This window comes from Nitrospina sp. 32_T5 (assembly GCF_052156635.1).
Taxonomy (GTDB): domain Bacteria; phylum Nitrospinota; class Nitrospinia; order Nitrospinales; family Nitrospinaceae; genus Nitrospina.
On the sequence record NZ_JBQKUO010000002.1, the window covers coordinates 655,841 to 681,983 of the forward strand.

22 protein-coding genes are annotated in these 26,143 nt (G+C 53.7%); 8 read left to right on the forward strand and 14 right to left on the reverse strand.

Features of this window, described 5'->3' with window-relative positions; translation table 11 throughout:
• Nucleotides 1-4: 4 nt before the first annotated feature.
• A complete protein-coding gene (gene mgtE / locus ACTRW9_RS07900; protein WP_442428920.1) occupies nucleotides 5-1,360 on the reverse strand; it encodes a magnesium transporter in 1,356 nt (451 codons plus the stop codon).
• 75 nt (nucleotides 1,361-1,435) lie between these two features.
• On the opposite strand from mgtE, the gene ACTRW9_RS07905 reads away from it, so the two are divergent.
• Nucleotides 1,436-1,684 (forward strand): hypothetical protein, encoded by a 249-nt coding sequence (locus ACTRW9_RS07905; RefSeq protein WP_442425571.1) that lies wholly within the window; start codon nucleotides 1,436-1,438, stop codon nucleotides 1,682-1,684.
• A 102-nt stretch (nucleotides 1,685-1,786) separates the two neighbouring features.
• Here the strand turns inward: ACTRW9_RS07905 and ACTRW9_RS07910 are convergent, their stop codons facing one another.
• The 3 genes from ACTRW9_RS07910 to ACTRW9_RS07920 all read right to left on the reverse strand — a co-directional run bounded on the left by ACTRW9_RS07910 (nucleotide 1,787) and on the right by ACTRW9_RS07920 (nucleotide 3,878).
• Nucleotides 1,787-2,554, reverse strand: coding sequence for a hypothetical protein (locus tag ACTRW9_RS07910; RefSeq protein ID WP_442428921.1), 768 nt, complete (start codon nucleotides 2,552-2,554; stop codon nucleotides 1,787-1,789).
• An 86-nt stretch (nucleotides 2,555-2,640) separates the two neighbouring features.
• Nucleotides 2,641-3,345, reverse strand: coding sequence for a hypothetical protein (locus ACTRW9_RS07915; protein WP_442428922.1), 705 nt, complete (start codon nucleotides 3,343-3,345; stop codon nucleotides 2,641-2,643).
• 110 nt (nucleotides 3,346-3,455) lie between these two features.
• A complete protein-coding gene (locus tag ACTRW9_RS07920) occupies nucleotides 3,456-3,878 on the reverse strand; it encodes an EVE domain-containing protein (protein WP_442425568.1) in 423 nt (140 codons plus the stop codon).
• Nucleotides 3,879-4,126: 248 nt separating this feature from the next.
• Here ACTRW9_RS07920 and ACTRW9_RS07925 point away from each other — a divergent pair, with 248 nt between their 5' ends.
• The 3 genes from ACTRW9_RS07925 to ACTRW9_RS07935 are packed head-to-tail and all read left to right on the forward strand — an operon-like array spanning nucleotide 4,127 to nucleotide 6,038.
• The gene (locus tag ACTRW9_RS07925) at nucleotides 4,127-5,077 is read left to right on the forward strand and encodes an aldolase catalytic domain-containing protein (RefSeq protein ID WP_442425567.1); all 951 of its coding nucleotides are present in this window, start codon (nucleotides 4,127-4,129) and stop codon (nucleotides 5,075-5,077) included.
• Between the two features lie 3 nt (nucleotides 5,078-5,080).
• Complete coding sequence (locus tag ACTRW9_RS07930; RefSeq protein WP_442428923.1) at nucleotides 5,081-5,746, forward strand: bifunctional 4-hydroxy-2-oxoglutarate aldolase/2-dehydro-3-deoxy-phosphogluconate aldolase; 666 nt, start codon at nucleotides 5,081-5,083, stop codon at nucleotides 5,744-5,746.
• Nucleotides 5,747-5,771: 25 nt separating this feature from the next.
• On the forward strand, nucleotides 5,772-6,038 hold the full coding sequence (locus ACTRW9_RS07935; RefSeq protein ID WP_442428924.1) for a hypothetical protein: 267 nt from the start codon (nucleotides 5,772-5,774) through the stop codon (nucleotides 6,036-6,038).
• Nucleotides 6,039-6,062: 24 nt separating this feature from the next.
• Here the strand turns inward: ACTRW9_RS07935 and ACTRW9_RS07940 are convergent, their stop codons facing one another.
• Together ACTRW9_RS07940 and ACTRW9_RS07945 are read right to left on the reverse strand one after the other, a co-directional pair.
• A complete protein-coding gene (locus ACTRW9_RS07940) occupies nucleotides 6,063-7,637 on the reverse strand; it encodes a YCF48-related protein (protein ID WP_442428925.1) in 1,575 nt (524 codons plus the stop codon).
• Nucleotides 7,634-9,787, reverse strand: coding sequence for an FTR1 family protein (locus ACTRW9_RS07945; RefSeq protein ID WP_442428926.1), 2,154 nt, complete (start codon nucleotides 9,785-9,787; stop codon nucleotides 7,634-7,636). Before ACTRW9_RS07945 ends, ACTRW9_RS07940 begins: the two co-directional genes overlap by 4 nt.
• A 569-nt stretch (nucleotides 9,788-10,356) precedes the next feature.
• On the opposite strand from ACTRW9_RS07945, the gene ACTRW9_RS07950 reads away from it, so the two are divergent.
• Nucleotides 10,357-11,904: a carboxypeptidase M32 gene (locus ACTRW9_RS07950; protein ID WP_442428927.1), complete on the forward strand. Its 1,548-nt coding sequence runs from the start codon at nucleotides 10,357-10,359 to the stop codon at nucleotides 11,902-11,904.
• Between the two features lie 5 nt (nucleotides 11,905-11,909).
• A complete protein-coding gene (locus ACTRW9_RS07955) occupies nucleotides 11,910-12,386 on the forward strand; it encodes an SH3 domain-containing protein (RefSeq protein WP_442428928.1) in 477 nt (158 codons plus the stop codon).
• A 6-nt stretch (nucleotides 12,387-12,392) separates the two neighbouring features.
• On the opposite strand, the gene thrH is transcribed toward ACTRW9_RS07955, so the two are convergent.
• Both thrH and murJ read right to left on the reverse strand, forming a co-directional pair.
• Entirely contained in the window at nucleotides 12,393-13,010 is a 618-nt protein-coding gene (thrH, locus tag ACTRW9_RS07960) for a bifunctional phosphoserine phosphatase/homoserine phosphotransferase ThrH (protein WP_442428929.1), read from the reverse strand.
• A gap of 71 nt (nucleotides 13,011-13,081) precedes the next feature.
• Nucleotides 13,082-14,680, reverse strand: coding sequence for a murein biosynthesis integral membrane protein MurJ (gene murJ, locus ACTRW9_RS07965; RefSeq protein WP_442428930.1), 1,599 nt, complete (start codon nucleotides 14,678-14,680; stop codon nucleotides 13,082-13,084).
• Nucleotides 14,681-14,916: 236 nt separating this feature from the next.
• Here murJ and thiD point away from each other — a divergent pair, with 236 nt between their 5' ends.
• Complete coding sequence (gene thiD, locus ACTRW9_RS07970; RefSeq protein WP_442428931.1) at nucleotides 14,917-15,753, forward strand: bifunctional hydroxymethylpyrimidine kinase/phosphomethylpyrimidine kinase; 837 nt, start codon at nucleotides 14,917-14,919, stop codon at nucleotides 15,751-15,753.
• Nucleotides 15,754-15,768: 15 nt separating this feature from the next.
• Nucleotides 15,769-16,437: a thiaminase II gene (gene tenA / locus ACTRW9_RS07975; protein ID WP_442428932.1), complete on the forward strand. Its 669-nt coding sequence runs from the start codon at nucleotides 15,769-15,771 to the stop codon at nucleotides 16,435-16,437.
• On the opposite strand, the gene ACTRW9_RS07980 is transcribed toward tenA, so the two are convergent.
• The 6 genes from ACTRW9_RS07980 to ACTRW9_RS08005 form a co-directional block, all read right to left on the reverse strand.
• A complete protein-coding gene (locus ACTRW9_RS07980) occupies nucleotides 16,425-18,272 on the reverse strand; it encodes a hypothetical protein (RefSeq protein WP_442428933.1) in 1,848 nt (615 codons plus the stop codon). The genes tenA and ACTRW9_RS07980 overlap by 13 nt on opposite strands.
• Nucleotides 18,273-18,284: 12 nt before the next feature.
• A complete protein-coding gene (locus tag ACTRW9_RS07985; protein WP_442428934.1) occupies nucleotides 18,285-19,250 on the reverse strand; it encodes an AAA family ATPase in 966 nt (321 codons plus the stop codon).
• 75 nt (nucleotides 19,251-19,325) lie between these two features.
• Entirely contained in the window at nucleotides 19,326-19,910 is a 585-nt protein-coding gene (locus ACTRW9_RS07990; protein ID WP_442428935.1) for a hypothetical protein, read from the reverse strand.
• The gene (locus tag ACTRW9_RS07995) at nucleotides 19,846-23,052 is read right to left on the reverse strand and encodes an efflux RND transporter permease subunit (RefSeq protein ID WP_442428936.1); all 3,207 of its coding nucleotides are present in this window, start codon (nucleotides 23,050-23,052) and stop codon (nucleotides 19,846-19,848) included. Before ACTRW9_RS07995 ends, ACTRW9_RS07990 begins: the two co-directional genes overlap by 65 nt.
• Before the next feature lie 45 nt (nucleotides 23,053-23,097).
• Nucleotides 23,098-24,567: an efflux RND transporter periplasmic adaptor subunit gene (locus ACTRW9_RS08000; protein WP_442428995.1), complete on the reverse strand. Its 1,470-nt coding sequence runs from the start codon at nucleotides 24,565-24,567 to the stop codon at nucleotides 23,098-23,100.
• A 185-nt stretch (nucleotides 24,568-24,752) separates the two neighbouring features.
• Nucleotides 24,753-26,057, reverse strand: a complete 1,305-nt coding sequence (locus ACTRW9_RS08005) for a TolC family protein (protein ID WP_442428937.1) — start codon at nucleotides 26,055-26,057, stop codon at nucleotides 24,753-24,755.
• Between the last annotated feature and the right edge of the window lie 86 nt (nucleotides 26,058-26,143).

Below are 26,143 nucleotides of genomic sequence, written 5' to 3' on the forward strand. Positions count from 1 at the left end.
CGGTTTAAATCAGAGAAAAGAGCAGGGAAGTGGTCATGAGATAGATGAACAGCCCGGCGATATCGTTGATTGTGGTCACTACCGGTCCGGTGCTGATAGCGGGGTCGATATCCAGCTTTTTAAAAACCCATGGCGTCAACGATCCGATGAAGGCGGCCATGGAAACCGCCAATACGATTCCCAGGCCCACGGTGAGCCCGAGCATGGGGTTGGAGTCAAGGAAGGTTTTGGCAATGGTCATTATGATCAAGCCACATACCATCCCGAAAATCAGCCCGTGGCACATTCCGACTTTCACTTCACTGCGAATAACGCTTTTCAGGTTGTCGTCCTGGATATCACCCGTAGCCAGTCCCCGGACGATCACCGTTGCCCCCTGCAGCCCCACATTCCCCGCCAGCCCCAGCACAAACGGAATAAAAAACAGGACCATTGAAAATTCGTTCAGCGTGAACTCGAACACCTTCAGGATGTAGGCGCTCACCATGCCGCCGACAAAAGTGGTCAGCAGCCAGGGGGCCCGGGCCGCAAGTTTGGATCGGGTGGTCTGCGCAAACGCATCGACTTTGGCCGAGGCGCCAACCATGGTGTAGATGTCTTCGCTTGCCATATTCTTAAGGCCGCGCAATACGTCGTCAAAGCTAATGATACCGTGCAGGACGTTTTGCTCATCCACTACGGGGATGGTGCTGATGTGTTCATGATCCATCTCGTTGGCGACCATTTCGCAGGAGTCATCGAGGTTCACGTGAGGCGTGTGTTCCCAGACGATGTCGGTGGCCATGGCTTTGGGAGGCGCGTTCAGAAGGTCCCGCAGGGTGAACGTCCCCATCAATTCGCGGGAATCATTCACCACGTAAAAGTTGGTGCCGTACTCCTGTTTGTTGTGACGCAGGAAATTCATCAGAATGTCACCCGCAAGTTCGTGGGGAAGGACCTGGTTGAAATTGGGGCTCATCAGGCCACCGGCGGTTTCTTCTTTATAGCTGAGCAGGTTTTTGAGAGTCTGGGCCTCGTCGGGTACCATCTGCTCCAGGATTTTTTCCTGGACCTCGGGTCCCGCCTCTTGGAGAATATCGACTGCCTCGTCCTTCGGCATGGCCTCCAGGAACTGCGCCATGTTTTCGTGACCCAATTCCTCAATTAAAATACCGCGGCTTTCCGTATCCGTTTCGTAAAGCACCTCCTGCTTTTTGATGTCATCGTCAAGTAGTTGAAAAATTTTGACTTTTTCTTCATCCGTCAACTGGTGCAACAGCCGCGCAATCTCGAAATGGTCAATCTCGTTGACTGTTGCGAGCAGGTGTTCCGGCGGTGTTTCCGGATTTTCCAGGAGTTCTTTTAAGTTATCGACAGGCATGGGTTTCTGGTAAAATATTGTGCATAAGGCTTTAGTCTAACACACTCTTAATTCCTTTAGAGGCTTTGAAGATAAATGGTTATAGGCGGAATGTCGCGTGACGAGGCAAAAAGGCTTAAAGAAATCCGCAAACGCAAATCCGGACGGGTGCGGACCAAACGGGCGACGCTTTTGTCTGACAAAACCAGGGAAAGCGTTCTCAAAAAATTCGATAAGGAACACGAGCCCGAAACCCGGTCCAAGGATGTGGAAAGCCTTGATGAACATGTCAAGATGAACGACTCCTACATGCGCACCGGGTGGTATGTTCCGAAAAAAAAATAGGGGAGGGATTTCTCTCCGGGCTGTTTGAGGGCCCGCTCCCCGCGTCTCATCCAAGACTGGATATGAAAGGAAAGGCCCGCGCCAAGGCGCGGGTTTTTCTTTTTACATGTGTTTCTGCAACAGCAGAGGCTCGTGAGTGAGCCAGATTTTGGCCCCGCATACATTCACGAATACCGGTGGAGAAGCCTTGAACAATTCAAGGTGGGCCGCTTTCAGATTCTCCGGCCGGGTGGGGCTGTCGCCGAACAACTCTTTTTCTTCCTGCATGATTCCATTCAGGTAATTATCCACGCCATCCTTGGTGCTCACGCCCTCGAAGTATCCACGGATCAGGGGGTCTCTCAGCTTGCTCAGGTCCTTTGCGGTTTTCCGTAACAGCAATTTGATGCCACGGGAAGAGGATGATTCGAACAGCCCGGCCCGGATGCAGGCGCGTTTGGATTTGCCCGGCTCGAACGTCCATTTCTCCAGCGCTTCCTTGGAATACCCCATGGCCCCGTAACTCCCGAGTTGGTGCCGGGTGGTGTAAAAAGTGGAGTAGCTCACCACGGTGCCGATGTCCATTTCCTGCTCGAGAGCCACCATGGGATCGAAAGAAACACGGTTGGACTCCTTAATCTGCTCCGGTGTGGTTTCACGGATGGCGAAACCAACGGCTCCCAATGCAGTGGCATAAAAAAGGTATTCGTATCTTCCCCCTCCCAGCTCCTTCAGTTTTTGACGGCACTGGGGGTCGGTGATATCTCCAAACACCGTTTCATCGGCACCTTCGATCTGAATTCCGGTGTCTTCCTTTCCAAACCAGTTTGCTATGATGCGGGCGTCCTTGCCTTGTGTTTCCCGCACTGCTTCGATAGCGGCCTGTCCCATGACACCGGTTCCACCTACAACGAGATAGTTTCCCATGGCTCTCCTTTGGTTTCGATTGGTTCGGATTTGATTTGTGTATGCGAGGTTCAGGAACCGCCGACGCTGCCGTCAATATCCCATCGCGGCACCTGGTGGATCTCCCACAACCCGAGGGAGAGGTTGGCGTCATCGATTTCCAGTTTGTCGATCTCATGCTTCAACCTGGCGGCCTGTTGCAAATGATCTTTGCGCGGGGCCTGGTCGATTTGGATGGCGAGCTCCTTGTATCGAAGCAGATAATCCCCTGCACGGTGGATGGATTCTTTTACGGATTTCAAAATGAGTTTCCGGCTCAGATGTTTATTGGAGAAATCCGCAAATGCAAACCATTCGTCGATTTCTCCCTGGCTGATACCGAGGACCCGGAGTTCTTTCCGGAATTCATTCTTGCCTTTTTCCTCGATGTTGCTGGTGACGTATTTAGCCAGGTCGTTGGGCGGCACCCCGTCCAGTGTCTGGCAGAGGTAATTGCTGATAAAGATCAATTCGTTGATCTTGGATTCCAACTGTACCGCCTGGCTGGATTCCATTCTCAAATCGGGAGACCGCTCGAAAAGGGACCACATCCCCCCGAGGTCGATGACAAACTCCTTTTTTTTCTGAAGGGGCGTGACGTGTGAGAGGCAGGCGGCGACCTTGTCCTCCACAGTGCTGCCTTCAGCCGGAAGGAGCAATGTCAGGCAAACCACGAGGGTGGCGGATTTTAAAAAGGTGTGGAGCATGTATTGAGACCCCGGTTTGATGGCAGGCACCTCTTCATCTTGCCCGGACTGCGGTGGACAAAGCTCCAGAATGTAAGTAATTAAATCCCAGCCCACCCCGCAAGTCAACGCCCTTTTTACTTAGGGGAACAGAGGACGGATCAAGCGCCGGAATAAGGGGTGTCACCCATTTTAAGAAGGGTTTTGAATTCCACCTCTTTGAGAGGCATTACCGAGAGCCGGGATTGTTTGATGAGTGCGATGTCTTTTAATTTTGAACTGGCTTTGATTTCCTCCAGTGTGACGGGTTTGTTGAATGCTTTGGCCGGCTTGAGATCCACCACAACCCAGTTGGAATCGTCCGAAGTGGGGTCTGGGTAGGCTTCTTTGGTCACTTTGGCGATACCCATGATTTCCTTCCCCACAACACTGTGGTAGAAGAGGACCAGGTCGCCTTTTTTCATGGCCTGCAAATTGTTCCGGGCCTGGTAATTGCGCACTCCGTCCCAGAAGGTCCCGCCATCTTTGACAAACTGCTCCCAGCTGTAAGCGGAAGGTTCCTGCTTGACCAGCCAGTAATTCATATTATCCCCCTGAATTTTAAGAAGTTATTCGTTCAGGGCCGTTGTCTGGCCCGAGGCCCTCTATTAAACAGGTATTTAGACCGCATGTTCAAGAAAAATCAAAAATACCGGGTTCTCCCCAACTTTTTGGATAATCTGATTGACTGGACCGGGGTAGAAAAATATAATCTGCAAATTCAATTAGTTTTAAACCAACTATCAATTCATCGGACCCACTGGTCTGATTTTGTTACCGGAGTGAGTCTGGCATGTATCGTCCTGAAATTAAAGTTCTCGATTGCACCATTCGTGATGGCGGATTGATGAACAATCATCAATTCAGCAACGAACTGGTTCGCAAGGTGTACCAGGCCGCCAACGAAGCAGGGGTGGATTATATCGAACTGGGTTACAAAGCCGATGAAAACCAGTTCAACCGCAACGAATACGGTCCCATGAAATTCTGTACGGAAAAGGACCTGGAGGCCGTCGTTGATGGCATTGAAAAGAAAGCCAAACTTTCCGCCATGGTGGACATCGGTCGTGTCGACCCCGAATCCATCGTTCCCAAGGGGGAAAGCTACCTCGATATGATGCGGGTGGCGAGCTACGTCAAGGACATCGACAAGGCCATCGATCTGGTCAATCACCTGGAAGGCAAGGGATACGAAACGACAATCAACATCATGGCCGTATCCCACGCCCGCGAACGTGAACTGGATGAGGCCCTGGAACAGTTGGAAAAAGAATGCTCCACCCGCGTGATTTATCTGGTGGACAGTTTCGGTGCGCTGTATTCCGAGCAGATCGCCTACCTTGCCAAAAAATATAAAAGTCTCTGTCCGAGCAAGGAAATCGGTATCCACGCCCACAACAACCAGCAACTGGCGTTCGCCAACACCATTGAGGCCATCATCAACAACGTCAATTATCTTGATGGAACGATTTACGGCATCGGCCGGGCCGCCGGCAACTGTCCGCTGGAGTTGTTGCTGGGCTTCCTCAAAAACCCGAAATTCGATCTTCGACCCATCCTCGAAGTCATCGGTTCCGATTTCGTCAAAATCAGCCAGCAGATCGAATGGGGCTACTACATCCCTTATATGATTACCGGTGTGCTGGACGTGCATCCGCGCTTTGCCATGGCGCTGTTGAATTCCGACAAACGGGACGATTTTCTCGAGTTTTACGAAAAGCTGATCAACGAATCCAACGTGTGAACCATGCCCGGCAAGGTGTTTGATCCGGAGCGGTTTGCCCGAAAACCGGTGTTGGGAATCATTCGGGGAATCACGGAAAGCCAGCTTCCCGGTGTGTTGGAAGCGGTGGTCCGTTCAGGAGTCGAATTCATTGAAATCACCCTGAACACGCCCGGTGCTGTATCGCTTATCAAACTGGCCGATCAGGGGTTTTCGGATCGTTTGTGCCTGGGGGCAGGCACGGTGCTCACTCAACCTGAAGCCGAGACCGCCCTCTCTGCCGGGGCGCGGTTCCTGGTCAGCCCAACCGCTTCTGCCGATGTGGCCCGTTTTTGCCGGGAGCAGGAAATCCCGCACTTTCCCGGCGCATTCACCCCCACGGAAATTCAGTCTGCCCGGGAGTCCGGTGCCTTCATGGTCAAGGTATTTCCCTCCTCGATCGTGGGCCCCCAGTATTTTCGCGAGATCACAGGGCCGTTCGATGACATTCAACTGATGGCGGTGGGGGGCGTTCGCGCATCCAATGTCAGTCAATTTTTCGAAAATGGAGCCACTGCGGTGGCCGTGGGAGCCTCGGTTTTTTCAACGAAAAGAATGGTCGAAAATGACCATGCGGCGATCGAGAACGATTTGAAAGAAATTTTGTTTGAAGTGACTGCATTTTTGAATAAAATTGATTCAGGTAACTGAATTCACCCGTTATTGGAGGACACCCATGAGCTTTGATTTTTTAAAGCATGCTTCGAACTGGGAAGACGAAGAGCTGTTTGCAAAAATCTGTGAGGGCTTGGAAGAGGTGATCCGGGAGGCGCAGGCCGAGGCGGGTGAGCGCAAGATCCATGATCTCGAACTCATGCAGGCGCTGGACTTTGTCGGGTTCAATCTTTTCCGGGACAACTGGGACGAATTCAAGAAAATGGACCTGCATCGAGACCTGAGTTACCTGAGCGACCCCAACCGCGACAAGAACTTCATCCACTGAGGCCGCCCGGTTTCCCCGCCCACATCAGCTCTGGGACAGCTTGTCAATTTCCTCAATGCGTTCCATCAGGTGGTGCATCTTTTTGTCGATGGCGACGATGTGTTGACCGATCTTCTCGATTTCCTTTTTTTCCCGGGACATGTAGATGGTTCGGCACTTGGCCAGGTGGGAGTTGATGTGCTCGATCATGTCGTGTATCTGGTGGCTTTCCTGGGAAAGGTCGTCCGCGGTCTCCTGAATGTCGAGGATCGCATCCACCGGCACCTCCTGCGCTTCCTCCTTCAACCGTTCCTTCAGTTTTTTCGATTTCGATACCCTCCTCCGGTAAAGGGAAAGTGAGATGCCCGAAAAAATGAGAAGGATCAAACCCACCGTGGACACATCCACCAGGACAAAAACCAGATCGCCAAAGAAACGCCCGGTGTGAATTTCGGTGAGCAGCTTCACCAGGTCCATGGTGAGGTGCGTGCCCGTTTTTTCACTCAGAATTTCAGCGAGGCCGGTGCTTTTCCAGTTTTTGCCCCCGTCCAGAGACAACAGCACCTGCGTGCGGCTTGCCGCCAGCATCATCGGTGTTTTCATATCCGATGGAAACTGTATGCTGATGAAGTCGAGACCGATTTCATCGTCGCCGTCAATCGACTGGACCTGCCAGTGGTCGCCTCCATCGGCGGAGCGGTACAGGCTTTCCCGCGTGGCAGCATACAACACCGTGGTCTGCCGGGGGTTCACAAACAAACCATGCACGAAGGCGGTATTCAGGTTGCTGTCATGAATCCAGTGAATCCCGTGGTTGAAGGATTTGTACAGCCCGGTTTCGAACCCGGCGTAAAGGAATTCCGGCTCGGTGTCCAGCGAGACCAGCGATTTCAAACGAGAGGGCAGGGCGGTGTCCCATTGCCGTGTCCAGGTTTCCCCGTTGTCCTGACTTCGGAAGATGCCGGAATCGGTGCCGATGTAAATCGTTTTTCCCTTCGACGAGAAGTGAATGAACCGCACGCTCTCCCTGCCGTCTTTCTTCTCAGGCTTGAAGGATGCCTGCCACATGTCCCCTTCGTCATCGGATTTGTAAACGCCGTCTGCGGTGGCTGCGTAAAGCACTTCGGGATCGTTGGGGTCGAATTTCAGGTCACGCACGTCGATGTTGCGCAGCCCGGACGATTCTTCAATCCACCCGCCCCAGAAATCCCCGCCGGTTTCGGATACGTAAATGCCCCGCTCGGTGGCGGCAAAAACAAGCTGCGGCATGATGGGATGAATGGCGATGGCTCTCACATTCTGATTGCGCATGCCTTCGTGCAGTTGCGCCCAACTGCCTCCGCGGTCCCTGGAACGGAACAATCCGTTTTGCGTGCCGACGAACATGATGGAAGGGTTTTTAGGGTTCAGGGCCAGCGTTTGCAGGGCAAACCCTTCGCCGATCATTTTGAAATATTTGTCGGGCAGGTACCTGGCCTGGATTTCGATCTTGTCCAGTTCCAGGCTGTCGCGATGCATTAGCAGGATGCCGCTCACAGCCAGCATCAGAAAAAAAATGGCGCAGACGAACCCCGTCCACTTATGGAAATTACGCGAGGTTTTGAATGACTGAAATCTCAATGCAGTCCCTTCTCCTTGGCACCGATGGGCTGGGAAATCCGGTCGTATTCGTCCTGCAACTGATTCTCAAAGTATTTTACCTGGTCGAACAATTCATGGACTTTTTCATCGATCTCCTTGAGATGCTGGGAAAGTTCCTTCAAATCCTGGTCCCGCGTGTCTTTCAGGAAAATCTCGCACCGTTTGGCATGATGGGAGATGTGCTCGACCAGATCGTGCACGCTGGTGATGTTTTTCTGCAATTGGTTGGTGCTGGTTTTCAGTTCGCGGGCGGCCTTCTCCTGCTTGATGATGAAGGTGTACACGATCGCACCGACGAAAGCGAGGAGCAGGATCATCTGACCGATGAAGGTCTCCCATGTGGGATACATGCCGAGAACGGAGATTTCCGGCGCAAACTCCGCCGGGGTGGCTGAAAGCTGTCCGCCCATCTGTAATTCATGCAGTCCCTTGCCCATGAACACGAAGGCCATGAAATACAGGAATACGCTGGTCACGCCGAAGAACCACTTGATTGGCACGCGCACCCCCAGTTTGTTGATCAAGAAAAACACCACCGCCAGAACCGCACATCCGGCAAGAAACCCCGGAACGATGCCCCCCGTGGTTTCCCCGGCGTACATATACAGGGCTTTGTAGAACAGGACTGTTTCAAAACCTTCGCGGTACACGGAGAGGAACGCCACCACCCCCAGCGTCCAGGCGCTGCCGGTGCTCACGGCGTCCTGCATTTTATGGGTGATGTATTTTTGCCATTTGGCAGTTTCGATTTTCGAGATCAGCCAGTAACTGACGTAAAACAGAACCACCACGGCAATGAGCATGATCCAGCCCTCCAGAAGCTCCTGGCTGGCCATGCTGATTTTCAGGATTTCCTGCAGAATGTAATAAGTGATAAAGCTGCCGACAATGCCGATGCCCACCCCGACATAAATGGTTTTCAATTTGTCCTGGTTGCGCGAACGCACAAGGAAAGTGATGAGTGCGGCGATGATGAGGATGGCCTCAAAGCCTTCCCGCACAATGATGGAAAACGACTGAATGAACAGGCCGGTGAAACCGATGTCCTGAGTCATCTCCGCCTTGCCTTCGGCGAGCCCCGCCTTTATATCCTTCACCAGGTTTTCTACAAGGTCGCGTGGAGCATTGCGTTTCATTTCAGCCTGCAAACGTCCAAACGCTGATTCCAGTCGCAGTCCCAGCTCCTTATCCTTGGTGACCAGCGCCCCTTCTATTTTTTCGTAAGTCATGTAGGCGTCGAAAGCCTGTTCGGAGGCAAACTTGGCATCGCCTTCCTTGAACGTTTTCCAGCTCGACTCGACCAGCTTCTCCACCGATTCAAACGTTTTTAGATATTGATCGGAGCCTCCTGTGGAACCGGATCCGGTGCCTGCGGCTAACAGCGGCAGATTGACGTTGTCGTTGGAAAAGGTGCGGATGAAGTAGGTGACGTTCCAGATGTCCTGTTCGGAAAGTTGATCCGCCCAGCCCACCATGGCGGTATTGGCGATGCCGACATTGATGATCTGAAAATTGTCGTAAGCAACGGTTTCCTGGTCGCCAGTGATGGCCGGATCCGCAAGTACGGCGGGTCTGGGTTCCAGCTGGTGTGCCACCGGTCCGTCGCCTTTTCCCGTCACCCCGTGACAGACGCGGCAGTTGCTCATGTAGATTTCCTGACCGCGGGCCAGATCGACCGGTTCGGCAGGGGTCTGGCTGATTTGAATTGCAAACTCACGTACCAGTCCGGAGTTGATCGTCTGTACCTGGGAACGAATCTGCGCCGGATCCTTCTTATCCTGGATGTCCTGCTTAAGGGAACGGTATTGCGTCACAATTTCTTTCGCCCCCTGGGGTGAAGCGGCCTTATCGGAAACGGATTGAAACCGCTCGAATGCCTGGTCAAGGAACACCTTGCTCTCCTCGTACTCTGCGGCATTGATCACCTGACCATTGGCGATGCCTTCCGTATACTCCTTGTCCACGATGTTCATCATCATGATGACTTTTTTGATTTTGGATTGCACCGCGGCGGTGTCCGCCTGCGCCAGCCCGGTGGTGGGAAAAATCAAAGCCGCAAGGAGCAGGCCATAAAGGGTCCATGAAAGAAGGCAGAAATTCTTTTTGTGGTCCGAAGTTCGTTTTTTCATCTAATCAGGAGAGAAAAAGGGTTTCGACACAATTCCGGAGTGTCCGCATATCTAAAAAAATTAAAATGAGAATTATTATCAATATTATGATTAACTCATTGAATTGTCAACGAATTAACCGGAAAGGCAAATTCTATCAAAAACGGAAAAAGGCCTGTTAAATTAAACCTATAGTGGTGTCCTGGTGTCTCAAATAAACATGGATTGGTGTACGGTGGGGCCGCTGGGACCATCAGACTTGTAACATTAAATACTTTTGTTACGAATGGATACTCGGACTGTTTATCCCTGAACTGAATGGGCTTCTGCCAGTCGGAATTATGCTTGGGGCTGGGAATCCTTCGGACATACTTCCACTTCTTAGGGGTCCTTAACCAAAAGGAAATGGCGGCGTGGTATGAAGCCACTTATGATTGCCCCACGATCCTTTCAATAATTTCGAACAGGCGTGGGTGGAGAATCCGGTTTCTTTAAGGGAATTCACAAGTCGGTCTCAGAGGGAGGACTTGTTATAATTCTAAAATTAGAAATTTAATAAAATATTTTGAATGTGGTAGGGTAGCCGAACTATGGCAGAAAATAAGACAGCGACATCACAGGAAGTTTACTGGCAATTAGTAGCGCGTTTGAAAGAAATTCATGACCTCCACAGTGTCATGGGCATCCTGCACTGGGATCAGGAAGTCATCATGCCTGCGGGAGGCGGGGACTCCCGTGCCCAGCAACTCGCTACACTGGCGGGCCTCGCCCACGACAAATTCACCTCAGCGGAAATCGGGGAATGGCTGGAGCAACTGGAAGCCACACCGCAGGAGGGTCTCAACGAGATCGAGCTCTGCAATCTTCGCGAAACCCGTCGCGAATACGACCAGCAAGTCAAAGTCCCGCGTCAACTGGTGCAGGAGTTGGCAGAGTTGGGATCCCGGGGTCATCATGTCTGGGTAAAAGCCCGTGAAAATAATAAATTTGAAGAATTCGCCCCACTTCTCGAGAAAATGGTTGAGCTTAAAAAGGAGTGGGCGAAGTGCATCGACCCCCATAGTCCGGCATACGATGTGAACATCGATGTGTTCGAGCGGGGTTTCACCATGGAACGCATCGACCCCATTTTTGAACGGCTCAAAGGGGAACTGGTACCGCTCATTGCCGCGATCCAGGACAGTGCCTACAAGCCGGACACATCGTTTTTACAGGGCACATTTCCCGTCGAAAAGCAGAAGGAACTCGGCCAGCAGGTGATCCGCGACATGGGCTTCAATTTTGCCAATGGCCGGGTCGATGTCTCTGTCCACCCATTCTGTGGCGGCGGCGACTGCACGGACGTGCGAATCACCACCCGCTACCGTGAGGACAATTTCATCGAATCGCTCTACGCCGCGGTTCATGAAACGGGTCATGCGCTTTACGAGCAGGGCCGCATGCAGGACCAGAAGGCCCTGCCGGTGTCTGAAGCATTGACCACCGGAGTGCACGAATCGCAATCCCTTTTCTGGGAGCGCATGATCGCCCAGCAGGAGGCGTTCATCGACCGTTACTGCGGCCTGCTGGCTGAAACGTTTCCGCAATCGTTTCGTGGTGTCGATCCGCATACCGCGTACGAGGCCATCAATGTGAGCCAGCCGTCGTTCATCCGCGTCGAAGCCGACGAGGTGACGTATCCCATGCATGTGATCCTGCGGTATGAAATTGAAAGAGGACTTTTCGACGGCTCGATGTCGGTGAAGGACCTGCCTGGGATCTGGAACGACAAGATGGAAGCGTACCTCGGCATACGTCCGCCCACCGACCGTGAAGGTGTGCTTCAGGATGTGCACTGGAGCGGCGGGGCGTTCGGTTATTTCCCGTCATATACACTGGGGGCGATGATGGCCTGCCAGTTCTACAGGGCGCTCGAACGTGAGGTGCCGGATATTCGCGACCATGTCCGAAATGGCAACTTTCGGGTGATCAAGGACTGGCTGAATCGCAACATTCACTCCAAGGGCAAGCTCTACGATACAGACACCCTGCTCAAGCAGGTGACGGGAGAATCCTTCAATCCGGAACCGTTCATTACCTACCTTCAGGAAAAGTACACGGCAATCTACAAGCTGGAGAGCAACCAGACCCGTCGCTGAAAGCAATGGAAGAAAACCAGGCGAACATCACCGAATACTGCGTGGTCTGCCAGAAACCCCTGCCGCCGAATGCAGTTTTCTGCCCGAATTGCAAACCGCCCACGCCGCCGCCTGCGATACCGGAAGGAGGCCTGCCTCTGTCCAAAGCGGTGGTGGCCATTGTCCTCATCCTGCTTGTGTTCGGCGGTATCATCGCTCTCAAGGCCGGGGTGTCCTGGAACGACGACATCCCCGAAGGCGGGGAAGAGGTGGTTGCCCCAGAGGACCGGCCGCAGGATGCCGATCTCAAAATCATCCACTACGTGCGCGTGGACCGCGCCAATGTGCGCGAGCAGCCCAATACCGACAGCGGCGTCATCACCGTGGTGACGAAAGGCGAGAAAATCGTTGTCACGGAAAAGAACGACGACTGGAGCAAAGTGGATTTGAACGGAAAATCAGGATGGATTTCCACCGACCTGCTTTCCGCCCGCGTCGAGTGACCCGCATCAACACCCCTGATTGAGGCGTGCACGCGTTTCAATGAACGCCTTCTTCAATTCCTCAAACGTGTGGGTCACTGGAAACTGCGGAAACTCGTGAGTGATGCTCTCCGGCGGTTTGAAGAAAATCCCGGCGTGTGCTTCTTTCAACATTCCCGTGTCATTGTACGAGTCACCGGAAGCGATGACCTTGAAGTTCAGGTTTTTGAGCGCGGCTACGGCCTTGGTCTTGCCATCGGGCTGGCGCAGCCGGTAATCGGCGATGCGTCCATTGTCCTCCACCACAAGCTCGTGGCAGAACAGGGTGGGGTAATCCAGTTGAGCCATCAGGGGCCCGGCGAACTGGTAAAAGGTATCGGAGAGGATGATCACCTGGAACTCGGACTTCAGCCAGTCCAGGAACTCCTGAGCCCCGTCCAGAGGTTTCAACGTACCGATCACGCTCTGGATGTCGTCCAGCTTCAGGTTGTTTTCGTCGAGGATTTTCAGGCGACCCTGCATCAACTCGTCGTAGTCGGGGATGTCGCGGGTGGTGAGGCGCAGTTTCTCGATGCCGGTTTTCTCGGCAAACGCAATCCAGATTTCCGGGATCAGCACCCCTTCCAGGTCCAGGCAGGCCAGCATTGTAAACTCCTTTTTAGGTTTCGTGGAGGCCACATTATAGGGAAAGAATCGGGCAATACAAGGGCAAGGTGTCAGGGAAGATCTTCAGGCAGGGTGTCGGGCCTGGCTTTCGCCGCCTTTCGGGTTTTGACGAGCTTCACCAGGAAATGCCATTCCTCGATTTTCATCGCCGAGGCGATACCGGCATAGAGCGCCGCCCCGAAGAGCACTTCACCCACCAGCACAGTCAGCCGCACGATCAGGCTGTCGGTGGGCACGAACAGCCAGGCGTTGAGGTAATATACGGCCACGCCCATCAGCGTCGAGGCGAACGAGAAACGCAGGATGGAGGCGACGATCTTGCGTCCGCCCAGCCGCCCCAGCCGTTTTTTGAGCAGGTACACCAGCACCGCTGCGTTGGCGATGGAGGACAGCGACGTCGCCAGTGCCAGGCCGCCGTGTTTCAACGGACCCATCAGTGCCACCGCCAGCCCTACGTTTAAAATCATGGTGTAGATGCCGATGCGCATCGGCGTTTTCGTGTCCTGCAACGAGTAGAAGGCAGAGACCAGGATTTTCATACCGCAGAAAGCGCACAGGCCGATGGCATAAAAGATCAGCGCATACTGCGTGCCTTCGGTGGTGGCGCGGATGAACTCGCCGCGCTCCCACAGGGTCTGGATGATGGGAAAACTGAGCACCGCCAGTCCCACCGTCGCGGGGATGGTGATGAACAGAATCCAGCGGATGCCGAAGTTCAACGTACCGCGCAGCTCGGTGAACTCCTGCTTCGACGCCTGTTCGGTCAGGGTCGGCAGGATGGCGATGCCGAGCGCCACACCGAACACGCCCAGCGGCAACTGCACCAGCCGGTTGGCGTAATAAAGGTAAGAAATCGAACCGCCCGGCAACAGCGACGCCAGCAGGGTCTCGATCAACAGGCTCACTTCATACACACCAAACGCGATGATGGCGGGTCCGAGCAGCTTGGCCACCTTGATGATGCCGGGGTCTTTCCAGTCGAGCACCGCCGACAGTTTCAGCCCGCTTTGGAAGGTGCGTGGCAACTGTACCATCAACTGCAGGAATGCACCGAGGAGCACGCCCAGCGCGAGGCCCATGATCGGTTGTTCCATGTATGGCGAGATGAACAGCGCCCCGACGATCATGCCAATGTTCAGGATCACCGGCGCGACGGCGGGCAGGGCGAAGTTGCCGTGCGTGTTGAGCAGGCCCATGCAGAATGCGCTGAGCCCGATGAAAATCAGAAACGGTCCCATCCAGCGGGTGAGGGAAACGGTGAGCTCGAACTTGCCGGGTTCATCGAGGAACCCCGGCGCGAAGATGGTGATGACAAACGGGGCGAGGGCAATGATGCCGAGGGTGACCAGCACCAGCACCACGGTCTGAATGTTAAACAGGTTGGAGGCAAAGCGCCGGGTGTCTTCTTTGCTCCGCGTATTGACGTACTCCCCGTAAACGGGAATCATGGCGGCGCTCACCGCACCTTCCCCCAGTATTCGGCGTTGAATGTTGGGAATGCGAAAGGCGACGAAGAAGGCATCCGCTGCGGCCGACGCACCGAAACTCCAGCCGATGACCACGTCACGCAGAAACCCGAACAGCCGGGAAGCCAGGGTCATACCACCCACCGTGCCTGCCGCCCGGCTGACTTTTTCGTTTTTATCCATGCACAGGAAGGTTTGAAGTCACGAGGGAAGGCCCGGGAAGTCTTTCGCAAAGCGCGTCCATGCTTCCCAATGACCCGTTAAGGGTTTTATTATCAAATATTTATGGGGCAAACTCAAGACATAAATGGATTGCGCGGGCAGGCATTTTCGAGCACAATAGGGACCCCATGAACGGGCGTGGTGCGGTTTATCGAGAACATCGCTCTCGTTTTCTGAATGGATATTCGATTAACATCATGAAACCGGATTCTTCCCAATACATTCGCGCGCTCACCATCGCCGGGTCGGACAGCGGCGGCGGGGCGGGCATTCAGGCCGACCTCAAAACGTTTTCGGCGCTCGGCTGTTACGGCATGTCCGTTCTCACGGCGCTTACGGCGCAGAACACGCAGGGCGTCACCGGCATTCACGATGTGCCCGCCGAGTTCGTGCGCCAGCAGTTGGATGCGGTGCTGGGGGACATCGGCGCCGACGCGGTCAAGATCGGCATGCTGCACAATCCCGACACCATTCATGAGGTTGCTAAAGGGCTGAAACAGTTCAATGTGAAAAATGTGGTGCTCGACCCTGTCATGTTCGCCAAAAGCGGAGACCGCCTGATCCGCGAAGAGGCGGTCGCGGCGTTGAAGTCGGAACTGCTCCCACTGGCCACGGTACTGACACCAAACCTCAGGGAGGCCGAAACGTTGCTGGAGGTTGGAATCGACACCGGTGACGATATGGAGCAGGCCGCGCGCCGACTGGTGCAGATGGGTCCCAAAGCCGTGGTTGTGAAGGGCGGTCCGCCGGTGACGACGGACAATAACGACTGTTTCCTTTTCGACGCGGATGCAAACGAAACCATTCAATGGTTGAACCACAAGCACGTGAGCACGCACAACGTTCACGGCACCGGGTGCACGTTTTCATCGGCCATTGCGGCGTGCCTGGCGCGGGGAGAGTCTTTGGGCGACGCCGTGCGTCACGCCAAGGAATATATCTCCAGCGCACTGGAAGAAGGGGCGCGGTACCGGCTGGGTCACGGCAAGGGACCGGTCGCGCATTTTTTTAAATTGTGGAATTCGCAGCTTTAATCTGAAGGAGACCCCATGTCATTCACCCAAGACGCCTGGGCTTCCATAACCGGCATATACCGGGACATCCTCGATCATCCTTTCAATAAAGAGTTGGGGGAGGGCACGCTCAATGAAGAACGCTTCCAGTTTTACATGAAACAGGATTCGCTGTACCTGGAAGACTTCGCCCGCGCCCTGGCCATCGCCGCGTCGAAAGCCCCGACGCCCGACGACATCGTGCTCCTCCTCGATTTCTCGAAAGGCGCGATCGTTGCCGAGCGGTCATTGCATCAATTTTATTTCGACTTTTTCAAAATTAAACTCGATGCCGAACGGGAACCGGGGTGTTTCACCTACACGAAATTTCTGCTGTCCACCGCAATGCACGACAGCTATGAAGTCGGCATCGCGGCGCTTCTTCCCTGCTTCTGGATTTACCGCGAGGTGGGACTCCACATCCATAAAAACGCCAAACCCAACAACACCTACCAGAACTGGATCGACATGTATTCGAGCCCGGAGTTCAGCGCCGTGGTGGATCAGGCGATCGACCTCACCGATCGCGTTGCGAAAGGGGTGAATGCATCCACCCGCGAAGCGATGATGGAGGCGTTTCTCAAATCAACGCAGTTGGAATGGATGTTCTGGGATTGTGCGTACCATATGCGGACTTGGGCGTCCGCGCCGCTTCACAGTTCCTGAATGAAGCGGGTGGCGTAGGAACGGATGTGCTTTCCATTCAACACATGGAAACGGCGCACGCGTTCAACGGTCTGCACCGACAGGCGTTTGAGTGGCAGGTGGATGAGGCGCTTTTTGTAGTGGCGCGCCATGCGTCTCCACGAAGCGGGCGGAGTGCCCGGCGAGACCACCGCCACGTGCCGTTCCTGGGAATGAAATAACGCCGCTTCCAGCAGTCTCTCCTCCAACGTCTCTCCCATTGAAAAACGCGGGTCCTCCCAGACGTTTGGGATGGGCCGCGGCGGATAAATCAGCATGCATCCGCCATAGGTCGCCTCTCCGATACCCGGACCGATCAGATTGTCCATGTAGTTGGTGGCGAAGAAGCACAGCGTCGATTCGTTCTCGTGCTCGGCGTACCAGGTCTGCCGCCAGTCATAACGGTCCGGTTGCGGTTCCATCTCGAACAGCATCACCACCACCTCCACGTTGCCGCGGGAAGGTGGAATTTCTTTCACGTAAATATCACCTGTGTGCCAGTTGCGGAGCGTGTCGCGCAGATCGATGCCGTCCTTCACCGAGGTGGTGAATTTTTCGGTGCGCGCCAGGTCGTGCGCCAGCAGGTGACGGGTCTGTTCGCGGATGTGCGAGTTGAGGTTTTCGATCTTCTCGTCTTCCGGCGGCCACGAGCACTGGCCGTAGGGATTCCACCGGTAGCGGTAGTCCTGTTTCTTCAGTTTGTCCGGTTCCGGTTTGAGGTTCAACGTGCGCCAAACCTGGGCCGTTTCCGAAAGGCGGTTCTTCATGGTTACCGGACCGTCGTCGCCGAACGTGGCCTGGTCGACTCCCAGCGCCACTGTGTCGAGTTCGTCTGTTCCCTCCTGATAAGGGTATTCCCGCGCCGCCTCGACCAGGGCAATGGCGAATGGATCGCCGCCGATCTGTTTCGCCGCCATTGCCAGCGTGTAGAGGTCCGGCGTCAGGCGGTGCTCCATCAACGTGAGGTTGCGCACGTATTGTAGAAATATCTGGAAACTTTGCTGGGTCAGGTTGTGGTAACGCACCTTGTGTTTCAGCAGATAGCGCTCCCGCGCGCGGATCAGGATTTCCTTCACCCCGTCGATGGCGACGTTTTTGTCGGAGCGCATGGTCTGCCGCCGGTGTTCATACAGGTAGGTGATGTACGGAAACTCGCTGAGAGCGAAAAACAGAGTGTCCGGATGCACACTGTACAGCGTCGGCGACTGCGGTGATTTTTCCGGTTTGGGGTAGGGCGCGCGTTCGTCGTATGCCTGCTTGATCCACGGCCAGTCGAGAATGGAACAGATAAAAAGCACTTTTTTGCGTTCGATTTCCAATCGGTGGAGCTGGTGCGCCATCCAGCGGCAACGCAGGTCCGCCTGCCTGTTCTCTTCCGGTTTCTGCAGAAAGGGAAGCATGCTGACGGCGAACTTTTCCATCGACATCCCTTGAAGCGCGGCAGTGTCCGGGAAATCCATTTTGCGCGGCTGGTAGTTTTGCACGCTCAGGTCGATGAACTCGCAGGGAATGTTTTCCTGCCGTGCGATGCGCAGCGCCATGATGACGGGTTGCGAAGGATCGACGGGAACGTAGGTGACAGTGCCGTCTTCCTCTTCAACACAACTGATGGTGACAGCAGGAAGCAGATCGAGTCCGCGTAGCACCGTGGACTCGTATTCCGGAGGCAGGCACACGGCGAGGCAGTCGCACCCGGATGCCAGCAACCGTTGCCGTACTTCGCGGGTGAAGTGACCGCTTCCGTGCACGACCGGAAGGATCTGAATGCGTTCACCCAGGGCAAACACGTTTTCCGTGGCGGGAGCCGGAGCGGTCATTTTATATAATCCTCAACGGTCTATGTCGGGATGCAGGGGGTTGTCGTCGCCGAAGAAGAAATCGCCCAGGCCCATTGGCAGGCGATCGTTGCCCAGCGCGCGGCTTTTGCGTTCCGCCAGCTGGTCGAGATTGAGCGCTTCCTCGCCCAGCACCTTCTCCACCGCCTCGCTCCAGATGGCGTCCTTTGAAAGCGGATGATCCTGATCCTGCTTCAAGCGCTTGATTGCATACTGGAGAATGTGAATGCCATCGCGTGGTGAAAAGTCGAGGTCCAGCTGATGGGACCGTTGCAGGAACTGCACGGTCAGGTCCAACAGGTCCTGTTCGGCGAAGGGCAGGTGGTATTGCAGGATGGCCATCTCGTCTTCCTGCGACGGCATTTGCAATTGCAGGGTCGGTTGCAGGCGCGACAGGATGTAGTCGGGAATCTCGAAAGTAGACTCGTCGTTGTTCATGGTGACGCAGGCCCGGAACTCCGGGTGCGCCTTGATCTGGATGCCTGCGATGATGGATTCGACGTAACGCCGGTGATCGAGAAGCGGTGCGAGCGAGGCCCAGCTTTTCTCGTTCATGCGATTGCCTTCGTCCAGTATGCAGATGCCGCCCTGGATCATGGCCGTGACCAGGGGCGACGCGTGGTATGAGATACGGCCGTTTTCCGCCAGAACGGGAGTGACCAGCAGGTCTTCGGGACGCGTGTCGCTGGTGCATTGGAAAATGTAAAGAGGCTGGTTCCGTTTGTGCGCGGCCACCATGCACAGCGTGGTCTTGCCGATGCCCGGCATGCCTATGATGCGCGGTGAAAGCGGCAGGTCCTTTTCCGCCACCACCAACCAGCAGGCAAGAATCTGGCGCAGGATCTCTTCCTGTCCGATCCATGTCACCTCGCTGTCGTCAGCGGGGCTGAGGGTCAGGTGAATGCCACCGATGGTGGCGGTCTCATGTTTCGTATTGGTGCTTTTGACGTCGTCCTTCATAAGCCTCGATCGGGTTGAGTTTCGATTCAAGAATACGTTTGGAACCCGTAGGTGTCAAGGAAGCCGGAAAGATGTTCACTGTTTTCCTGTCAGTACCAGAACTTTGGCTGCGATGTTGTGGACTGCCCTGGCCAGCGAGCGTACCGGAAGGGACCTTCCCTGGTTTGAGGAGATGGAAGCGAAGTCTGATTTGGCTGTTTTCCCGATAAACTGCTTCAGGAATGAGGGAGAAATGATTTCAGCCCGCTGAGGTCCCTTGTACTCCATGATTTTTACATCCTGAACCGCCCCCTTTTCGTCGACCAGGGTGATGAACACCGCCTGGGATGGAGGATGGGAATTGGACTGGGCCTTGGAAATGAATGCAAACAGTTTTTGTCCGTCATCCCGGATGCCGTAATAATAGTCCAGGCGCGTGCCGGCGGGAGGCTGACCCGTCAACCCTTTGATCTTTTCGATTATCGACTCGGTCAGGTGATCCTTTCTGTATTTGATTTTGCTGATACCTTTAAATACCGATTTCAAGGCATCGAGTTTGCTCAGGTAAACCTTGTTGCGGAGTTCATCCTCCGGGATCACATGAGCATTTCCCGCTTCACTGAATGGAACGAGCAGGAGTGTCCATATGCTCAGAATCACCAGGTAAACTTTTTGCTTCATTGAATACCTCCTCCTTCTTTTCATTCAAGTTGGAATCCCGCTTGAACCGGATTTCCAGAATCAGGTTATAAAGGGCGGGCAGAACGATCAAAGTCAGGATCGTGGCTGAAATCATGCCGCCGACCATGGGGGCGGCGATCCGCTTCATCACATCCGAGCCGGTGCCGGTCCCCAGCATGATGGGGAGAAGACCGCCGATGGTGGACACGACCGTCATCATAATCGGCCGTATCCGTTCTGATGTGCCTTGAAGGACTGCATCGCGGATATCTGTTTTCGAACGGATATCCCCCGCCTGCCGTTTCTGTTTGTAAGCCTGATCGATATATACCAGAACAAGAACGCCGATTTCGGCGGCAACTCCCGCAAGCGCGATGAATCCAACCGCCACGGCCACGCTGAGTTCGTAATTGAGGTAATACAGGTACCAGATACCGCCCACCAATGCAAAGGGCAGGGACAGCATGACGATGATGCTTTCCGTCATATTGCGGAAATTGAGATAGAGCAGAATGAATATGACGAACAAAGTGACCGGAACGATGAGTTGCAACCGTTTTTTGGCCCGTTCCATGTACTCGTACTGGCCGCTCCAGATCAGGTTGTAACCGGCCGGCAGTGAAATCTGTTGATTCAATATTCCCTGCGCTCTTTGAACGTAGGTTCCGACGTCGATGTTCTTGATATCAATGTATATCCAGGCATTCAGACGGGCGTTTTCGGTTTTGATGACGGGCGGACCTTTCTTGATATCGATTTTGGCCACCTGCGCCATGGGAATATGCTCTCCACGAGGGGTGGGGATCAGCACCCGTTCCAGGCTGCTGATGCTGTCACGCAATCCCCGGCTGTAACGCAAATTGACTGGATAACGTTCAAGTCCTTCGATGGTGGTGGTGATGTTCATGCCGCCGATGGCCGTCTGGATGACATCCTGTACATCGCCCACCGTCAACCCGTAGCGTGCAGCCTGTTTACGGTCGATGATAAAATCAAAATAATTTCCGCCGACCACGCGCTCGGAATACACGCTGGCAGTGCCGGGTATATTACGGACGACCCCTTCGATGCGTTGCCCCAGTTGTTGAAGCTGATTCAAATTATCTCCGGAAATTTTTATGCCCACAGGAGTCTTGATACCGGTGGACAACATATCGATGCGGGTTTTGATGGGCATGGTCCAGGTGTTGGTCAATCCGGGAAATTGCAACGCCTGATCCATTTCCTCAATCAAAGTATCCATTGTTACGTTCGGCCGCCAGGTGGATTTTGGTTTGAGTGTGATCGTGGTCTCGATCATCGTCAATGGGGCGGGATCGGTGGCGGTTTCCGCCCGCCCGATTTTTCCGAACACGTTTTTGACTTCCGGAAACTGGCGGATGATCTTGTCGGTTTGCTGCAAAAGCTGGCGGGCTTTGGTTATGGAAATGCCGGGAAGGGTGGTGGGCATGTATAACAGGTCACCTTCATCCAGAGGTGGCATGAATTCCGATCCGAGTTTTTTCAGGGGAATCAGGGTGGCGAGTACGATTAATACTGCCAAAAGAATAATCACTGTCTTCATCTGCAGGACGAGCCAGAGAAGAGGCCGAAAAAAATTTTCCAGCAACCAGGTGATGGGGTTTCTCTTTTCCGGCAGGATGCGGCCTCGAATGAAATACCCCATGATGACCGGGACCAGTGTGATGGCCAAAATGGCCGAGGCGGCCATGGAGTAGGTTTTCGTGAAAGCAAGGGGAGAGAACAGCCGGCCTTCCTGCGCTTCCAGCGTAAAAACAGGTAAAAAGGAAACCGTTATGATGAGCAGGCTATAGAACAATGCCGGGCCCACTTCCGACGCCGCTTCGTAAATGATCTGCCAGTGATCCTTTTTGCCGCGGTCGCGTTCCAGATGTTTGTGCGCGTTTTCGATCATAACTATCGCGCCGTCGATCATGGCGCCAATGGCAATGGCGATTCCGCCCAGCGACATGATGTTCGCATTCAATCCCTGGTACTTCATGACGATGAACGCCATGAGGATGCCCATGGGAATGGTGATGATGGCCACCAGCGAGGACCGAAGGTGAAGAAGGAAGAAAACGCTTATCAGGGCAACGACGACACTTTCTTCGATCAGTTTTTCTTTAAGGTTGCTGATGGCCCGCTGAATGAGTTTGGAGCGGTCATACACCTCGATGATTTCAACGCCATCCGGGAGCCCCTTTTTCAGTTGATCCAGTTTGTGTTTGACCTTGTGGATAACCTCCAATGCGTTTTCGCCGAAACGCTGGACGATGATGCCACCGACTGTTTCTCCCTCGCCGTTCAATTCCGCAAGTCCGCGCCGCAGTTCCGGTCCCAGTTGCACGCGGCCGACATCCCTGACCAGGATTGGTGTTCCCTGGGGATCGACCCCCAATGGAATGTTCTCGATATCTTCAAGGTTTTTAATGTAACCAAGTCCGCGCACCATGAATTCCGTTTCAGACATTTCCAGCAAACGGCCGCCGACATCGTTGTTGCTGCGCTGGATCGCATGCTTCACTTTTGTAAGAGGAATGTCGTAGGCCTTCAGCTTGTTGGGATCCACCTCTACCTGATATTGCTTCACATAACCTCCGATGCTTGCCACCTCGGAGACACCGGGAACGGTTTGCAGTTCGTACCGCAAATACCAATCCTGGATGGACCGCAACTCCGAAAGGTCGTGTCGGCCGCTGCGGTCCACCAGTGCGTACTGGTATACCCAGCCAACGCCCGTGGCATCGGGGCCAAGGGACGGGGTGACGCCTTGCGGCAGCCTTTTGGAGACGAAATTCAATTGTTCCAGGACCCGGCTTCGAGCCCAGTACAAATCGGTCCCGTCTTCAAAAATGATGTACACGAACGAAAGTCCGAAATAGGAATAGCCGCGGACCACCTTGGCGAACGGAACGGACAGCATGGTGGTGGTGAGTGGGTAGGTGATCTGGTCCTCGACAATCTGCGGGGCCTGTCCCGGATATTCGGTAAAAACGATCACCTGCACATCGCTCAAGTCCGGAATGGCGTCCAGACTGATGGTTTTCATGGAAACCACGCCCCATATGAAAACACCAAGCGCGCCCAGTAAAACCAGAAACCGGTTTTTGAGTGAAACCCCAATGATTCGTTTCAGCATGATTTTCTCCGGGCCATCCTCTCGTTGAAAAACGGTGTCATGACATCAATGGTTATGGACGGTTTTCTTGTTATCCAGTTTCAACTCAAGCCTCCCCGGTTTTTGAGTTTCTTTGGGTTCCGGGTTCCCGGAAGAACTGTCCAGCTTGTCCATGGCTTCCTTCAAGCGGCTTTCGGAATCGATCAGAAAAGCGGAAGAAGTCACCACCGTTTCACCCGACTTCAACCCCTTGAGTACCTGGTAATATCCTTCCGCCTCGACTCCCAGTGCCACTTGCCTGGTTTCAAATTGTCCCTTTTTATTCTGGACCACCACCAGGTCCATATTCCCTGACCGGATCACTGCCTGTTCGGGAACTGCCACCCCGTCTCTGGATAAAGGTGATTTCAGGGTGACATTCGCGTACATGTCCGGTTTCAGTGCCCATTCAGGGTTTTCAAATTCCATGCGGACTTTGATCGTCCGGGTTTTGGGATCGAGAAAGGGATCGATGTAAGTCACCTTGCCTTTGAACTGCTTCCCCGGAAAATAGGGAAGGTTCATCGTGGCTTCCTGTCCGATTTTCACCCAGGGCATTTCGTATTCATAAATGTCGGCCATGACCCAGATGCTGGACAAGTCTGCAATGGTGTAAAGCGGGGTTCCGGGTTCAACATACTGACCGTGCTCGGCTTTTTTATGGACCACGAATCCCCGGGTCGGAGAATGGATGTGCATGGTCTTTTTCACTTTTCGGGTTTTGATCAGCTCCTGGATCTGGTGTTGCGCCACATCAAACAACTCTAACCGTCTGCGGGTGGAAGAGAGGAGGGTTTGCGCGCCACGGCGGATTTCCCTAAAAGGGCTGTCTTCCAGGGATTCCTTATATTGGAGCGCCAACAGGAATTCTTCCTGGGTGGAAACCAGTTCCGGGCTGTAAATTTCCATCAGCATGTCGTCGTGATCCACTTCCTGCCCGGTAAAATCTACGTACAGTTTCTCAATCCAGCCGCCAAATTTGGTATGGATGTGATGTACCTTCCTCTCGTCGTAAGTCAGAGTGCCGGTTGTTCGGATGTTATGGGTCAATTTCCGCACTTTCACTTTTTCCGTTTTGACCCCGATGTTTTGAACCACCGTCGGGTTGATCTTTATGGCCGAGTCCTCCGTCACATCCTCGTAAACGGGGATGAGGTCCATGCCCATGGGGCTTTTTCCCGGATTGTCCCGCTTGTAACTGGGATCCATGGGGGCCTGCCAGTATTTGACTTTTCGTTCCTCCTTTTTCTGTTTCATCTCGGGCATGGGCATTTTTTGATTTTCGGACCCGGACCCCTCCCGCATGGTGCCTTCCGGAGATTTTTCCCGCTGGATTTTCGTCTCGATGTATTCCTTGACGTCTTCTTTTACCGGGATGATGCGTTCCTTGGAGAAAGAGATGAATTCAGAGAAAGCGCGTTTCGTGCCTTCCCATTGAGCAGGGCCGGTCAAAAAACCTAGGAAATAAAAACCCGTAACCAGAACGAACAACAGCACCAGGTTCAACCAACGGAAACTCCCTGGATCGGCAGGAGGTCTTGTTTTTGGTTTAACGTGCTTTACAAGAGGAAACAGGACCTCTCCATCATCCCGTTCGGATGCGGATTCCCCAACGTTTGCATCCGTGGAGTCGCCGTTCTCCTTACTTTCATCCTCGGGAGGTTTGTTGTTATTTTCGTCGGTCATGGTTTCACCGTTTTGTTTTTATCCAGATCAACGAGGCTCTTTCCAACAAGGCTTTCCAAAGCGGCCAGGTTTTGCTCGTATTGGGTCAATTCGCGATGGTATTTTATTTCCCAGTTGAGAAGAGTGACCTGATTGTCGATCAATGTGAGGAAGTCCACCTTGTCCACACTATAGGCGGCCAGTGCGGATTCCAAAGATTGCTTGGCCTGGGGAATAATGCCTGTTTTTACCAGCTGAATGATCTCTCGGTTTTTCTTCTCCTTGTCCATCATCATTTTTATTTCCATGAATATTTTGTTGCGGACTTTTCGATACGATTCCCTGAGAACGGAAATGCGGTAATTCTCTTCCGCCACCTTTCGATCCTGTTTGGTCTTCTGCCAGATAGGAATGTTGACTCCGACAAAACCCGAAACGAAGTCAGGATGATCCGTGAATGGAGAATCCTGGCGCTGGCCATAGCGAAAGCCCACCTGGAAATCCGGGTAGTATTCCTTTTCAGCCAGTTCCTTCCGCACTTTCATCTTTTCGATGGCTTCTTGTATTTCTTTCAGGGCAGGCCTGTTCTCCTCGGCCAGCGCTTGCAGGTCCTCGACCGTGTAGTGAAATGCCGTCTGTGAGATTCCATGCGGGATGTGCAACGGCGCTTGCGGAAGGCGGTCCATCAGCGTGTTCAAACGCGCGGTTTCCTGGTCCTTCTGTTGCTGGAGTTCAATCAGCCGGTCCAGAATTTTGGACAATTCCACCTGGGCCTGCAGGACATCCTGCTGGATTCCTTTTCCCACTGCGTATTTGGATTCGGCAATGGTGACGAACTGTTCCAAAAGAATCTTGTTTTGACGGGTGGTGTCGATGGCCGCACGGATGAAGCAGATTTCATAAAAGGACGTTTTGACCTGCCGTACAATCTCCAGTTCCAGATCCTGCAGGGTTTGTTCGGCGATGCGTACATCCTGAAGAGCTTCTTTGGAACGGAGGTTCAGTTTCCCTGGGTAGGGGAGCGCCTGGGTCACTTCGATCTGTTTCTGGGTCATCGCCTCCTGCCCGAAAGAAAAGGTGTCAACGGGCAGGTTCATGAGGCCGAGCATCACCATCGGGTCTTCCAGAGATTCCCGTTGCGGCGGGATTTCTTTCAAAACCTTTATTTTCTGGCGGACCTCCGCCAATTCAGGGTTGTTTTGCAATGCCTCCTGAATGAAACTATTTAATGTGGTTTTAAAAACATGGTGTTGGCCTTCCGTTGCCAGTCCCATGGAAGGGACAAGACACAGAACGACCACAATAATCCAATTGCGGCACATGAATTCCTCCTATCCCGGATTTAATTTTCATTACGGGGATATTAGCCTATTTGGGCTATAATAGTTGCGCTTCTAGATGGAGAAAT

Excerpts from the sequence above, each read along its gene's own strand:
- mgtE (WP_442428920.1), bottom strand. The coding sequence starts at position 1,360 with ATGCCTGTCGATAACTTAAAAGAACTCCTGGAAAATCCGGAAACACCG.
- ACTRW9_RS07905 (WP_442425571.1), top strand. The coding sequence starts at position 1,436 with ATGGTTATAGGCGGAATGTCGCGTGACGAGGCAAAAAGGCTTAAAGAA.
- ACTRW9_RS07910 (WP_442428921.1), bottom strand. The coding sequence starts at position 2,554 with ATGGGACAGGCCGCTATCGAAGCAGTGCGGGAAACACAAGGCAAGGAC.
- ACTRW9_RS07920 (WP_442425568.1), bottom strand. The coding sequence starts at position 3,878 with ATGAATTACTGGCTGGTCAAGCAGGAACCTTCCGCTTACAGCTGGGAG.
- ACTRW9_RS07925 (WP_442425567.1), top strand. The coding sequence starts at position 4,127 with ATGTATCGTCCTGAAATTAAAGTTCTCGATTGCACCATTCGTGATGGC.
- ACTRW9_RS07930 (WP_442428923.1), top strand. The coding sequence starts at position 5,081 with ATGCCCGGCAAGGTGTTTGATCCGGAGCGGTTTGCCCGAAAACCGGTG.
- ACTRW9_RS07935 (WP_442428924.1), top strand. The coding sequence starts at position 5,772 with ATGAGCTTTGATTTTTTAAAGCATGCTTCGAACTGGGAAGACGAAGAG.
- ACTRW9_RS07945 (WP_442428926.1), bottom strand. The coding sequence starts at position 9,787 with ATGAAAAAACGAACTTCGGACCACAAAAAGAATTTCTGCCTTCTTTCA.
- ACTRW9_RS07950 (WP_442428927.1), top strand. The coding sequence starts at position 10,357 with ATGGCAGAAAATAAGACAGCGACATCACAGGAAGTTTACTGGCAATTA.
- ACTRW9_RS07955 (WP_442428928.1), top strand. The coding sequence starts at position 11,910 with ATGGAAGAAAACCAGGCGAACATCACCGAATACTGCGTGGTCTGCCAG.
- thrH (WP_442428929.1), bottom strand. The coding sequence starts at position 13,010 with ATGCTGGCCTGCCTGGACCTGGAAGGGGTGCTGATCCCGGAAATCTGG.
- murJ (WP_442428930.1), bottom strand. The coding sequence starts at position 14,680 with ATGGATAAAAACGAAAAAGTCAGCCGGGCGGCAGGCACGGTGGGTGGT.
- thiD (WP_442428931.1), top strand. The coding sequence starts at position 14,917 with ATGAAACCGGATTCTTCCCAATACATTCGCGCGCTCACCATCGCCGGG.
- tenA (WP_442428932.1), top strand. The coding sequence starts at position 15,769 with ATGTCATTCACCCAAGACGCCTGGGCTTCCATAACCGGCATATACCGG.
- ACTRW9_RS07980 (WP_442428933.1), bottom strand. The coding sequence starts at position 18,272 with ATGACCGCTCCGGCTCCCGCCACGGAAAACGTGTTTGCCCTGGGTGAA.
- ACTRW9_RS07985 (WP_442428934.1), bottom strand. The coding sequence starts at position 19,250 with ATGAAGGACGACGTCAAAAGCACCAATACGAAACATGAGACCGCCACC.
- ACTRW9_RS07990 (WP_442428935.1), bottom strand. The coding sequence starts at position 19,910 with ATGAAGCAAAAAGTTTACCTGGTGATTCTGAGCATATGGACACTCCTG.
- ACTRW9_RS07995 (WP_442428936.1), bottom strand. The coding sequence starts at position 23,052 with ATGCTGAAACGAATCATTGGGGTTTCACTCAAAAACCGGTTTCTGGTT.
- ACTRW9_RS08005 (WP_442428937.1), bottom strand. The coding sequence starts at position 26,057 with ATGTGCCGCAATTGGATTATTGTGGTCGTTCTGTGTCTTGTCCCTTCC.